Raw genomic sequence first — 11,921 nt, 5'->3', positions numbered from 1 at the left:
GCGGGACAGCGGCGCGCGGGCTACTGTTTCGCCGGAGGACGAAACAGACATGGCCTATCTGGACTGCACACCCGAGGACCTGACCAGGGTGAGGTTCGGCCTGTCCCCGATGGGGCAGGTCGTCGGCGCCATCGGGGTGCTGGGCGGGCATCCCGTGCCGCCGGGCATGCCGATCTGGAAGGCCCGCGTCCGTGACCGCTACGAGCGGCTGCTGGCCGCCGACCCGGTGCTGCGCGCCCTGGTACGGCTGCACCGGGTCACCGACTACCTGCCCGACTTCTACTGCGTGCCGCCCGACGGCGTCGGCGTCGCGTTCGAGGACGAGCTGCTCGCCGTCCGCCGCGTCCCGTCCGAGCGGGCGCTGGCGGACCTGCGGCTCAGCCATCGGGGCAGGCCGCTCGACGCCGCACTGGACGTGCCCGACGTGGCGGAGCGGGTGGCGGGGGCGCTGGCGGCCGTCTGGCACGAGCTGGTCGCCCCCGACTGGCCGCGCCTGCGAGCCCTGCTGGAGCGCGACATCGTGCAGCGGGCGGGCCGGCTGGCGGTCTACGGCTGGGCCGACGTGTTCGCCGGGCTCGGCATCGAGCCGATCTCGCGGAGCGGGCGCATCCTGCTCGGCAGGCCGGGCGGCGCACCGCACCGGCCCGGCGGGGTGGGTCTGGTGCTCATGCCGAACGCGTTCGGCGCAGCCAGCGTCTACCTCGACCCGCCCCGCGCCTACGGCCTGGCCTATCCGGCGCACGGGGTGGCCGCGCTGTGGGAGCGCTCACCCGCTTCCGACGGCCTGGTCGCCCTGCTGGGCCGGGGCCGGGCGGCCGTGCTCGGCGCGCTCGACAGCCCGGCCAGCACCAGCCAGCTCGTCGCCCAGCTCTCGATGACGCTCGGCGGGGTGGGCGACCACCTGGCCGTGCTGCGCCGGGCGGGCCTGGTCTCCCGCACCCGCAGCGGCCGATCGGTCCTCTACAGTCGCACCGCGCTGGGTGACGCGCTCATTGCCTGACGTTGTAGACGATCTCGACGCGGCGGTTCTTCGCCCGGTTCTCGGCCACCGGCTTGCCGTCGACGACGTTGGGCATCTTGGGGCGGCTCTCGCCGTACCCCTGAGCCTGGAGGGTCACGCCCGCGCTGCTGAGCAGGCCGCGCATGGCCTGTTCCACGGCCTGCGCGCGGCGCCTGGAGAGTGTCAGGTTGTACGCGTCGGCGCCCTGGTCGTCGGTGTGGCCCTGGACCTTGACCACGCCGCCCGCACTCTCGGTGTCGACCTTCGCCGCGACCTCGCCCAGCCGCTGCCTGGCCTTGGCCGTCAGCTGCCATTCGTCCAGCGCGAACAGCACGTCACTGGTGAGCGCGACCGTGACCTGCGTGCCCTCCTGGATCTCGCTCTCGGTGCCGTCGAGCGACTCGATCGCGCCGATCACGTCCTCGATCGGCAGCACCAGGTCTTCCACCCTCCCGGTGGCGTTCTCCGGCGCGGCGGTGGGAGGCGATGTCAGGACCAGGGCCAGGGCGAGGCTAAGAGAGCGGAACATCGGTCAGCACACCGATCAGCGGCATCTCAACGTTGATCTTCGTCACGTCCGCCGGCGGAGCGGCGAAGACCGCGTAGTGCGAGGCCTTCTCGTTCTTCTCCAGGAACTGCCCCTGGGTACCGGAGCACACGCACTTGGCGTCGGCCCCGGTGCCGTTGCGGGCGACGCGGTAGCGCTTGGCGTTGACCGGGTCGATGAGGGAGACGGCGGACACCGTGTAGTCGAAAACCCCGCCGCCCATGCTGTTGTGCAGGTGGACCTTGCCGTCGAGGACAGTGACGGTCCAGTTGAGGCTGACGGTCTTGCCCTGCCGCTTGAGCGCCGTGATGTCGACCCTGGCCCGGCCCGATTCGCCGCCCGCCGCCACGTCGGTCTCACGGGTGGCGACCACGGCGCCCTCCTGCGGCGGCGCGCTCTGCTGCGGCTCGTCCGTCGCGGCCTGTTCCTGGGTGGGCTGCTGCTCGGTCGTGGGCTGCTGCTGGGCCGTGGCCTGCTGCTTCTCCTCGCCACCGCCGCCGCCTGGCTGTCCGGGGAGCATCCCGCAGCCGGTGAGCGCGACGGCGGCCACAGCCAGCGCGAGCGTCTTGCGCATGATTACGGTCACCTTTCGGGGGTTTCAAACTCGTGACTCGAAGCTAGCGGGGCGACCTTCAGAATCCGCATAGTCCGCTATATCCGGCGCCGGTGCGCCTCCTGGGTGAGGCGCTCGGTCTCGGCCCGGCCCTGCTCATCACCAAGGACGTCAAACTCTCCCATAGCACGCGTAAGCATCTCAATCGCCTCATCAATCTCATTGAGCTCGATGAGTGCCGCTGACAGGACGATCAGGGCGTTACCCCTGCCACGGCGGTCCCCGTACGCCGTGAACGTCTCCAGCGCCTGGCGAGCCGGCTCCACGACGCCCTCCGGCGAGCCCTGCGCCCGCGCGATCCTGGCCAGCACGAGCAGACCCGCCGCCTCCGGCAGGCGGTCGCCGAGCCGCCGGTTGACGGCGATCCGCCGCCGCGCGCAGTCGTCGGCCTCGGCCAGGCGGCCGGCCTCCAGGTGCAGCCTGGCCAGGTCGAGGAGCGACTCCGCCTGGCCGCGCGGATCGCCCAGCTCGCTGTAGGCGGCCAGGCTCTCCTCCAGCAGCGCCTGATCCCGGCGCAGCGCGCCGAGGGCCCGCAGGGTGTCGGCCCGGCCCCGCTGGTCCGCCGCCTCCTCGAAGACCCGCAACGCCCTGCGCAGCACCCGCTCGGCCTCGGCCGGGCGCTGCTCCACCATGCCGAGCCGGAGCGTGATCCGGGCCTGCTCCAAGCCCGCCACCAGGGGCTGGGCGGCCCTCAGTGCGGCGGCCGCCGCATCATTACGGCCCTCGGCCCGGTGCAGGTCGGCCAGGCCGCGCAGCAGCAGCGCCTCACCCTGCCGGTGGCCCGCCGCCCTGGCCGCGTCGAGCCCCGTCGCCGTGGTGGCGTGCCAGTCGTCGTGGTGCCCACCCAGCTCGAACAGCGGCGTGAGGTAGAAGGCCAGCCGCCAGGCCTCCTCGTACAGCCCCGCCCGGAAGAAGTCGCCGACCGTCGCCGACAGGAACCGGCGCTCCGCGCTCAGCCAGCGCGCCTCCTGCCGCAGCCTGCCGGTCTCCAGGAGTTGCTCGGCCGTGCGGACCAGGGTCCGTCCCGAGCCGGGCTCGGCGGGCAGCAGGGTGACCCTGGCACGCCTGGTCCTGTCGAGGATCTCGGCCGCGCGGCCGGCCAGCACCTGGGCGGGGCCGCCCTCCTCCTCCGCCAGCCGTTCGGCCGCGTACAGCCTGGTCAGGTCGTGCCGGCCGTACCTCTCCTGACCCGCCTCGTCCAGCCCGCGCGACTGCAGCAACCCCGCCTCGGCCAGCGGCTCCAGATCCTCGCCCAGCACCCACGAGGCGAAGTCGGGCGCCGTCAGCGCGCCCAGGGCACGCAGCAGCCGCCGCTCGGACTCGGCCAGCCCGCGATAGCCCAGCGCCAGGCTGCCGCGCACGGCCAGGTCGCCCGCGCTCAGCTCGTCCAGCCTGCGCCGCTCGTCGGCCAGGCGCCCCACCAGGTGCGCCAGCGTCCAGCCCCGCTTCCTGGCCAGCCGCGACCCGGCGATCCGGAGCGCCAGCGGCAACGCGCCGCACAGCCGCACGAGCGTCCGCGCCGCCTCCGGCTCCGCCTCCACCCGGTCCCGCCCCGCCACGTTCGCGAGCATCCGCAGCGCCTCGTCCGGCTCCAGCACCCCCAGCTCGTACGCCCGCGCGGCCTCCAGCCCGGCCAGCGGTGACCGGCTCGTCACGATCGTCACGCTGCCCGGCCCGGTGGGGAGCAGGGGCCGTACCTGTGTCTCGTCGGCGGCGTCGTCGAGCACCACCAGCAGTCGCCGGCCGGACGTCAGCCTGCGGTAGAGCCGCACCCGCTCGTCGAGCGTCGGCGGCACCGACCCGTCCGGCCGGCCGAGCGAGCGCAGCAGATCCTCCAGCACGGCCCCCGGCGTCCGGGCGCCGAGCACCGCGTACAGCCTCCCGCCAGGCAGATCGAGCAACGTCGCGGCCCGTACGGCCACAGCCGACTTCCCGCACCCGGGCGGCCCATGCACCACCAAACGCACCGGCGCGCCACCCCCCGACGACCCTGCCGACGCCCCCGCTCCGGACGCCCCCGCCCACGCGCCGCCTGCGGGAGGCTCCGGGGAGGCTGGAAGAGCGGTGGTGAAGCGGGCCGAGGCGAGGATCCAGGCGAGGACGTCCTCCCTTCCCGTGAAGTCCGAAATATCGGGCGGCGTCTCGTTGAGCGGGATTTTTCGCTCGTCGGGCGAAAAATCAGCCTCGCCGCCGTCCAGCACCCGCTGGTGCGCCTCCCGCAGCTCGGCCCCCGGCTCCAGGCCCAGCTCCTCCACCAGCGTCCGCCGCGCCTCCTGATAGACGGCCAGCGCCTCCGACCTGCGCCCCGCCTGCCCCAGCGCGGCCATGAGCTGTCCCCAGGCCCGCTCCCTGAGCGGATACGCGCCGACCAGCGCCCGAAGCTCGCCGACCACCTCACCGCCCCTGCCCAGCCGCAGGTCCAGCTGCACGCGCTCTTCGAGCGCGGTCAACCGCAGCTCTTCCAGAGGTACGGCATGCGCCCGGCGGAGCTCGGCACTGTCGATGCCCTCCAGAGCCTGCCCACGCCACAGCGACAGCGCGGCCCGCAACCCGTCGGCGGCCTCGGCGACCGCCCCTGCCTCCTCTGCCTTCCTGGCCTGGGCGACGAGCCGCTCGAACCGGTGGCAGTCGACCTCGTCAGGATCGACCTCCAGCAGGTAGCCGCCCGGCACGGTGGCGATGCCGTCAACGATCTTGCGCAGCGCGCTGACGTACACCCTGAGCACCGACTCCGCCGAGACCGGCGGCCGATCTCCCCACAGCGTCGCCATCAGCCGCTCGATCGGCACCGCCCGCCCCGCCGAGACGAGCAGCGCCGCCAGCAGGGTCCGGTGCTTGGCCGGGCCGGGCTCCCGCCCGTCGTCGACCCGCAGCGGGCCCAGCACCCGATACCGCACGACCGTCATGCTCGGGCGCCTCTCAGCTCTGCGCGGGCCTGAGCGCGAACGACTCGAACCGCACCCGCAGCGCCCCGCCCGGCTCCGGGGCCGCGTGCACCCCCGCCTCGCTCGGACCGTAGGCGCCGGAGGCGTCGGCGGCCTCCGCGACGAGCCCCTCGTTCAGCCACATCCGCAGGGTCACCCCGTCTCCGCTCCCGGCGCACTCCGCCACGACCCGATTCGCCTTGGCCACTTTCGCCGTCGCGGGACCGTACAGGATCTCGCCCGGCTGCCCCGTGCGGCGCTTGACGATGGAGACCTTGCCCGAGCCGCTCACGGCGAACTCGTAGCGGTCACCGGAGCCGGCGGCCCCATGGCACCACACACCGTACTCCCCGCTCCCCTCCTCCAGCGTGGCCCGCGCGCTGACCACCACGCCGCCGGGCTCCCGCCTGGGCGCGGACTTCCACAGCCGCCAGCCGTCCTTGACGGTCAGCACGTACCCCGAGGCGTCCTGCCGCGCGCTGCCGCCGTCGGAGGAGCCGACCGCCCACGAGTCGGCGAAGTCCGTCTCGTACGGCCAGGTCTCCTCGGCGAGCCCCGGCACGACCACGGCCGCCACCCCCGCCGCGACGGCGACCGTCACCGCGGCGCCGCCGATCAGCCACCTCCTGCGTCTCCCCGTCAGGGCGGACGGCCGCCGCGCCGCCTGCTGGGCTGACTGCTGTGCTGACTGGTGGGCTGCCTCCTGTGCTGGCTGCTGGGCCGGTGGCGGCGGCTCGGGGCTCGACCAGGTGCGCTCGACGACCTGGGTGGCCGAGGCGGCGCTGTGCCGGGTGCCGCCGAGCAGGTCGTCCAGGAGCCGCCCCACCGTGGGCCGCGCGCGCGGATCCTTGGCCAGCGCGCGCTCCACCAGGCCCCGGACGCCGTCGTCGAGGCCGTCGAGCCGGGGCTCCTGGCTGACGATCCGATAGATGACCTCGCCAGGCGCCCCGGCGCCGAACGGCTGCCGTCCCGTACCGGCGTAGGCGATCACCCCGCCCCACGCGAACACGTCGGTCGCGGGCGTGAGCGGCTCGCCGCGCGCCTGCTCCGGCGCCATGAACGAGGGCGTGCCGAGGATGGCCTGGCTGACCAGGCTGTCGGTGTCCACGAGCTGGGCGATGCCGAAGTCGATCACCCGCGGCCCGAGCGGGGAGAGCAGCACGTTGGACGGCTTGAGGTCGCGGTGGATCACCCCCGCGCCGTGGATGGCGCTGAGCGCGGTCGCGATCCCGACCGCCAGCGCCTCCAGGTTGCCGCCGGACAGCGGCCCCTGATCACGTACGGCCTGCGCCAGGTCGGGACCCTTGACGTACTCGGTGACGAGGTAGGCGACGTCCCCGTCGATCCCGGCGTCCAGCACCGGGGCGGTGCAGAACCTGGCCACCCGGCGGGCGGCGGCCACCTCCCGGTCGAACCTGCGGCGGAAGGCGGGGTCACGGGCCAGCGACGGATGGATCACCTTGACGGCGGCCAGCCCGCCGGTGGGGGTGGTGGCCAGATGCACCTCGCCCATGCCGCCCCGGCCGAGCACGCGCCGCAGCGTGTAGCCGCCTATGACCCGTTCGCCGCTCACCGCAGACAGAGTAGCCAGGTCCCGATTCTCCCGCTTCGCCCCTGGGTCAGGCGGGCGCCTGAGCCAGCCGTCAGGCGGGCGCCTGAGCCAGCCGGAATCGGGACGGCGCGATCCCGTAACGGTCGACGAAGGCCTGCCGCAGGGTCTCCGCCGTGCCGAAGCCGCAGCGGGCCGCGACCGCCGCCATCGGCAGGGAGGTCGAGGCCAGCAGGTGGGCCGCGGCCTCGGTACGGGCCTGCCGGACGTACCGGCCCGGCGTCTGGCCGAGGTGCTTGAGGAACAGGCGGGTCAGGTGCCGCTCGCTCACCCCCGCCCCGGCGGCCAGGGTGGGCGTGGTCAGGTCGGCGTCCAGATGGCCGCAGATGTGCTCGACGGTCCGTCTGACCAGGCTGTTGGAGGCGGGCGGCGCGCTGACGAACATGCTCATCTGCGCCTGGTTGCCGGGACGCTGAAGGTAGGTCACCAGGCCGCGGGCGACCGTGCGTGACAGCTCGACGCCGTTGTCCTCCTCGACGAAGGCGAGCGTGAGGTCCAGGGCGGCGGTGACCCCCGCGGAGGTGGCGTAGTCGCCGTCGCGGATGAAGATCGGATCGGCGTCGACCTTGACCTCGGGGTGGAGGGTGGCCAGGCGCTGCGCCCACTGCCAGTGGGTGGTGGCGCGACGGCCGTCGAGCAGACCGGTGGCGGCCAGCACGTAGGCGCCGGTGCACACCGACGCGACGCGGCGGCTCTGCCTGGCCAGGCGGCGGACGTGGCCGACGATCGACGGGTTCGCGGCGGCGTTCTCGCAGCCGATGCCTCCGGACACGATGAGCGTGTCGATCGCCCCGGTGACCCGTTCGAGGGTGAGCTGGGCCTGGAGGGTCAGCGCGGAGTCGGTGACGATGGGGTGGCCGCCGGGGGTGGCCAGGCGCACTTCGTAGCAGGGGGCGGCGCCGTGCCAGTTGGCGCTCTCCAGCGCCGAGGTGACGCAGGCGATGTCGAGTAACTGCGCGGCGTCGTAGCCGACCACTATGACGCGACGTGTCTCCATGCCCCCGACTCTAGGTCCGAAAGACGGAGAGCCCAAGATTCCGGACCTCCACATCCGCCTTCCTCGCCCCGGGACCCGCCCTGCCGCACAGTCATGGGCATGACTCCTATCACGTCGAACACCACGGTCCGCCGCTGGGCAAGGTTCGCCTGGCACTACGTGGAGATGGTCATCGCGATGTTCGCCGGGATGATCATCCTGGGATTCGCGCAGTCCGCCGCCGGCCTCGACTTCACCTACCAGAACGACCCGGAGATCGCCTCCCTGCTGATGGCGTTCGACATGTCCGTCGGGATGGCGGCCTGGATGCGCTTCCGCGGGCACCGCTGGCCCGTCACGCTGGAGATGTGCGGCGCGATGTTCGTGCCGCTCGTGCCGTGCTTCCCGCTGCTGTGGCTCGGGCTCATCGACGGCGGGGCGCTGATGCTCGTCTCGCACGTGGCGATGTTCCCGGCCATGCTGGCCGTCATGCTCATGCGCCTGGACGAGTACGCGGGCTGCGCTCGTTAGCGCTTGGCCTTGCGGTAGCCGTCCAGGACGTCCTGCCGCAGCAGGTGCCCGAACCCGGCCCGCACCAGCCGGAGCCCCAGCGCGGCCGCGTCGGTGCCGAGCGCGGCCGCGGTGTCCGGCAGGCTCCAGTCGTGCTCGGCCAGCTTGCTGATCAGATAGCCGCGCCTTGTCTGCGCCTGGGAGAGCCTGAAGGTCTTCAGGTACGCCGTCCGCCCGTCGGCGTCGTCGATCGTCTCGCCGATGTGGTTCTCGGCGTGCCGCTCGAAGGCGGGCAGGAAGCGCCGCAGGGTGTAGCGGCCGAGCCGGTGGACGTCCTGCACCTGGGCCGGTGCGGCGAGCAGTCCCGCCGCCATGACGGAGTCGTGGAAGCCGGCCCACTCCCGCTCGTGCCGCACGGCCTGCGCCCGCAGGTCCGCCAGCGAGGCGACCGCCTTCTCGTCGATCACCGCGGGGAAGCCCCTGACGGGGTGGAACAGGGCGTACTCGTAGACCAGCTCGCCGTACAGGTCCCGGATCAGCGTGGGGTGCAGCGCCCGGTAGTCCTCCTCGTGCGGCACCACGAAGGCGCTGGCCAGGGAGTCGGCGGCGTACAGGAGCAGACCGCACTGACCGGGATAGATCTCGAAGACGCGCAGCGCGTCGTCGAGGCCGTCCACCTGGGCTCCGGTGTAGGCCTCCTCGACCCGAGGCGACAGGCCCCGCCTGACGGCCTGCGACGACCATTCCTCCCACATGATCGCGGGGCCGCCGAAGTGCAGCGCGAGGAAGCCTTCCAGGGCGAGGTGCAGGGGGAGGAAGCGCAGCCGGTTCTTGTCCACCCGCCGGGCCATCCGGCGGCGGGTCCTGACCGGGATGTGCTGCCGCGGCTCGGCGAGCTGGGTGCCGTACGCGGCGGCGGGCGTGCCGTCGTCGGTCCACGACGCCACGAAGGCATGCGGGACATACGAGATGTACGTCGATCTGTCGGGCAGGTCGACCAGGGACAGTTCGTCGCCGTACACCTTGACGTGCAGGCGCAGGTCCGTGATCGGCTCCGGCCGCACCAGCGGCACCAGCCGGATCGCTCCCCACGTCTGCGCGGGCCGGGTCTCCAGCCCGGTGAGGTCGATCATCGGCGTGCCACCCTGTCCTTGAGATGCGTCATCGGCCCGCCACCCTGTCTTCGAGGCCCGCCGCCCTGTCCGCCAGGTAGGACCGCAGCTCGGCGGGACCGCTCCGCCCCTCGGCGAACTGGGCCAGCTCCACCAGGGCGGGCAGGTCCTCGGCGTCGCGGATCCCGGCGGTCGGCACCGACGCCGACAGCCGCCGCACGTCGTACCGCCCGGCGTCGTACACCGGGTTCAGATGCACGATGCCCACCTCTCCCAGGGGATCGAGCTTGCGCCGCCACACCCGCAGCACCTCGGCCGCCAGCCCCGGCGGCGCGTTGTCCCAGCCGTCGGAGACGATGACCAGCCGGTCGGGCCGGGTTTCGAGCGCGTCGATGATCCGCTGACCGAGCGGCGTCGCCCCCGAAGGCCGCACCCGCACCGCGTCGGCCCGCCCCGACAGCCACAGCCCCTGGTAGGTCCCGGCCAGCGCCGCCAGCAGGTAGTGGCAGGCCAGCGCCACCGCCAGCGGGCGATGCCGCTTCACCGGCGAGCCGAAGGAGGAGAAGCTGTCGTCCAGCACCGCCGTGACGGTCCCCCAGGTGCCACGGCGCGCCCCCGCCACCCGCGCGGCCGCCGACCGCAGCGCCGCGACATGCTCATGCGTCCGCTCCGCGACAGGCAACGACAGCACGTACGACGCCACCCGCACCAGCGGCATGGCGGCCAGATCGGCCCCGCTGTCCACACCCGCGCTCTTCGCGGACTCCGTCAGCCGCAGCCTCTCCAACCGGGTCAGCCGGGGCTCGATCCGCTCCAGGAACACCTTCCTGTCGATCCCGTGCCTGGCCGCGAACCCCTCCGCGGCGGTGTACGGCAGCTCGTAGAGCGCCTTCTTGTCGTAGTGCGCGCGCCGCCAGGCCTCCAGCACCGGCGTGTCGTACTTCGCCCGGCTGTGCGGCGCGAACAGGAAGTCCCCCAGCTCACCCGGCAGCCGCAGATGCGCGTGCCGCACCGCCGCCTTCACCGCAGAGCGGTACTTGACCGCGTCGAAGGCCAGATCGGGGCGGGCCAGCAGCCAGTCACGGATGATCGCCCTGGTGCGCCGGTTGTTGACCCCGTCACGCCGCAACTCCCGGAACAGCCGGTAGACGCGCGGCGGGCTCATCCGGCCCAGCCGCCAGGCGATCAGCTTCCCGTCACCGCTGCCCGGCGTCGCCAGCAGGTTGCGGACGATCATCGCCGCGTTGTGGTCGTTGATGTCCAGGGCCAGCGTCGCGGCGTAGAGGTCGGGGTAGTTGCCGTGCACGTAGCGGTGCAGGAAGTCCAGGGACAGCCGCTGCCGGGACGCCCCGCTGTGGAACTCGCGCTGCCCGGTGGAGGTGATCGCCGCGTTCGCGAAGAGGAGCACGTCCTCGCACTCGATCAGGTCGGCGTAGGTGTCCATCGGTCCCTCCGGCTGGTCGGGCCGGCCGGGGAATGGGGGCACGAGCTGCGAGAGCATCGCGGTACAGGCGGGTTCCGGAAGTCGCACCGAAGTCCCGCGGCCGACCTGATCTCGGACCATACCGGCTACCGCCACCCCACGCGACACCATTTCCCGCGATAACCCCATGAGAGATGACTTTCACCGCAGGTGGAAGCCGGGGTGGAAACCGCTTCGGGCAGGCGGGCCGGATGCCGCCTCAAGTGGGCGGGGCGCGGAACCGCTTCAGGCGCGCGGGCTGGAGCCGGTGGGCGACGGCGGCGGCGCTGGGGAGGCGCCGCCGCTGCTCGTGGGTCAGGCCGCGGTGCGCTCGGTGTCGTGTTCCTGGAGGAACCGCTGGAGGCCGGCCAGGTCGTCGGTGTTGAGGTGGTCGACGTCCGCCGCGACCAGCTCGCGCCAGATCGCGTCCCTGGCGGCACCCGCCGTGTCGGGCGTCGCCCAGAAGCGGACCCGCTGCCCGTCACGGTGCGCGGTCGCCACGATCTCCCGCAGCTTCGCCCGCTCCGCCTCCGGCATCTCGCCCTGTCCGGCCCAGCTGAAGTGGTTGGTCCAGTTGTCGCTGATCAGCGGGACCAGGGAGGCCCCGCCCTGTCCCAGATCCGACATGCGGCCGTCGTAGAAGGCGTACCGCCGCTCCTGGGACGCCATGAGGTCACGCGGCCGGTCGCCGCTGATGACCACCGTCACCGCCCCGGGCTTCACCTTGCCCTTGTGGTAGGTCGTCAACATCTTGCGGTACGTACGCAGCACCCGGTCGATCTCGGTGTAGGTGGCGACGCCGTTGTTCTTGATGTCGACCAGGAGCTGAAGCTGCTGGCGGCTGCGGGGATAGACGTGCCCGTGCCCGGCGCGGACCCGCTGGGCCAGCGGGTCGAGGTAGAGCGACTGGAGGGTCCGGCCGGCCACCAGGTCCTCCGGGTCGTGCCCGACCCGCAGCTCGCCGTCCACGAGGTAGACGTCGGCCTCGACGCTGGCGAACCCGTGGTCGAGCGCGTCCTGCAGCGGGCGGTCGTGCTCGTAGTCGTTGTGGGCGTGGGCACGGGGCAGCGGCTGGACACCGGTGGCCGTCGCCGGGGTCGCCACCACCAGCAGCATCGCCCCCGCGGCGACCAGCGCGCCCAGAGCTCGACGGATCATTACATCCCCT

10 protein-coding genes are annotated in these 11,921 nt (G+C 73.0%); 2 read left to right on the top strand and 8 right to left on the bottom strand.

Annotated elements, in window-relative coordinates; genetic code table 11:
* The first annotated feature begins 49 nt into the window (after positions 1–49).
* Entirely contained in the window at positions 50–1,000 is a 951-nt protein-coding gene (locus tag ACTMTF_RS20020) for an ArsR/SmtB family transcription factor (protein WP_441112033.1), read from the top strand.
* Here ACTMTF_RS20020 and ACTMTF_RS20015 read toward each other — a convergent pair.
* The 5 genes from ACTMTF_RS20015 to ACTMTF_RS19995 all read right to left on the bottom strand — a co-directional run bounded on the left by ACTMTF_RS20015 (position 990) and on the right by ACTMTF_RS19995 (position 7,690).
* Positions 990–1,529: an OmpA family protein gene (locus tag ACTMTF_RS20015; protein WP_441112032.1), complete on the bottom strand. Its 540-nt coding sequence runs from the start codon at positions 1,527–1,529 to the stop codon at positions 990–992. The two genes, ACTMTF_RS20020 and ACTMTF_RS20015, sit on opposite strands and share 11 nt — an antisense overlap.
* A complete protein-coding gene (locus tag ACTMTF_RS20010; protein WP_441112031.1) occupies positions 1,513–2,121 on the bottom strand; it encodes a hypothetical protein in 609 nt (202 codons plus the stop codon). The genes ACTMTF_RS20015 and ACTMTF_RS20010 overlap by 17 nt, the downstream gene beginning before the upstream one ends.
* Before the next feature lie 77 nt (positions 2,122–2,198).
* On the bottom strand, positions 2,199–5,066 hold the full coding sequence (locus ACTMTF_RS20005; RefSeq protein WP_441112030.1) for an AfsR/SARP family transcriptional regulator: 2,868 nt from the start codon (positions 5,064–5,066) through the stop codon (positions 2,199–2,201).
* A gap of 13 nt (positions 5,067–5,079) precedes the next feature.
* On the bottom strand, positions 5,080–6,657 hold the full coding sequence (locus ACTMTF_RS20000) for a protein kinase domain-containing protein (protein WP_441112029.1): 1,578 nt from the start codon (positions 6,655–6,657) through the stop codon (positions 5,080–5,082).
* A gap of 70 nt (positions 6,658–6,727) precedes the next feature.
* Positions 6,728–7,690, bottom strand: coding sequence for a GlxA family transcriptional regulator (locus ACTMTF_RS19995; protein ID WP_441112028.1), 963 nt, complete (start codon positions 7,688–7,690; stop codon positions 6,728–6,730).
* A gap of 99 nt (positions 7,691–7,789) precedes the next feature.
* Here ACTMTF_RS19995 and ACTMTF_RS19990 point away from each other — a divergent pair, with 99 nt between their 5' ends.
* Positions 7,790–8,200, top strand: a complete 411-nt coding sequence (locus tag ACTMTF_RS19990) for a hypothetical protein (protein ID WP_441112027.1) — start codon at positions 7,790–7,792, stop codon at positions 8,198–8,200.
* Here the strand turns inward: ACTMTF_RS19990 and ACTMTF_RS19985 are convergent.
* From ACTMTF_RS19985 to ACTMTF_RS19975, 3 genes are all read right to left on the bottom strand, one after another.
* Positions 8,197–9,312: an ARPP-2 domain-containing protein gene (locus ACTMTF_RS19985; protein ID WP_441112026.1), complete on the bottom strand. Its 1,116-nt coding sequence runs from the start codon at positions 9,310–9,312 to the stop codon at positions 8,197–8,199. The two genes, ACTMTF_RS19990 and ACTMTF_RS19985, sit on opposite strands and share 4 nt — an antisense overlap.
* A 28-nt stretch (positions 9,313–9,340) precedes the next feature.
* The gene (locus tag ACTMTF_RS19980) at positions 9,341–10,792 is read right to left on the bottom strand and encodes a hypothetical protein (protein WP_441112025.1); all 1,452 of its coding nucleotides are present in this window, start codon (positions 10,790–10,792) and stop codon (positions 9,341–9,343) included.
* A gap of 276 nt (positions 10,793–11,068) precedes the next feature.
* On the bottom strand, positions 11,069–11,911 hold the full coding sequence (locus tag ACTMTF_RS19975) for a phosphatidylinositol-specific phospholipase C/glycerophosphodiester phosphodiesterase family protein (protein ID WP_441112024.1): 843 nt from the start codon (positions 11,909–11,911) through the stop codon (positions 11,069–11,071).
* Positions 11,912–11,921: the final 10 nt, after the last annotated feature.

This window comes from Nonomuraea sp. ZG12 (assembly GCF_052068115.1).
GTDB lineage: Bacteria > Actinomycetota > Actinomycetes > Streptosporangiales > Streptosporangiaceae > Nonomuraea.
This window is presented reverse-complemented; position numbering and strand designations above follow the sequence as displayed.

Excerpts from the sequence above, each read along its gene's own strand:
- ACTMTF_RS20020 (WP_441112033.1), top strand. The coding sequence starts at position 50 with ATGGCCTATCTGGACTGCACACCCGAGGACCTGACCAGGGTGAGGTTC.
- ACTMTF_RS20015 (WP_441112032.1), bottom strand. The coding sequence starts at position 1,529 with ATGTTCCGCTCTCTTAGCCTCGCCCTGGCCCTGGTCCTGACATCGCCT.
- ACTMTF_RS20010 (WP_441112031.1), bottom strand. The coding sequence starts at position 2,121 with ATGCGCAAGACGCTCGCGCTGGCTGTGGCCGCCGTCGCGCTCACCGGC.
- ACTMTF_RS20005 (WP_441112030.1), bottom strand. The coding sequence starts at position 5,066 with ATGACGGTCGTGCGGTATCGGGTGCTGGGCCCGCTGCGGGTCGACGAC.
- ACTMTF_RS19995 (WP_441112028.1), bottom strand. The coding sequence starts at position 7,690 with ATGGAGACACGTCGCGTCATAGTGGTCGGCTACGACGCCGCGCAGTTA.
- ACTMTF_RS19990 (WP_441112027.1), top strand. The coding sequence starts at position 7,790 with ATGACTCCTATCACGTCGAACACCACGGTCCGCCGCTGGGCAAGGTTC.
- ACTMTF_RS19985 (WP_441112026.1), bottom strand. The coding sequence starts at position 9,312 with ATGATCGACCTCACCGGGCTGGAGACCCGGCCCGCGCAGACGTGGGGA.
- ACTMTF_RS19980 (WP_441112025.1), bottom strand. The coding sequence starts at position 10,792 with ATGCTCTCGCAGCTCGTGCCCCCATTCCCCGGCCGGCCCGACCAGCCG.
- ACTMTF_RS19975 (WP_441112024.1), bottom strand. The coding sequence starts at position 11,911 with ATGATCCGTCGAGCTCTGGGCGCGCTGGTCGCCGCGGGGGCGATGCTG.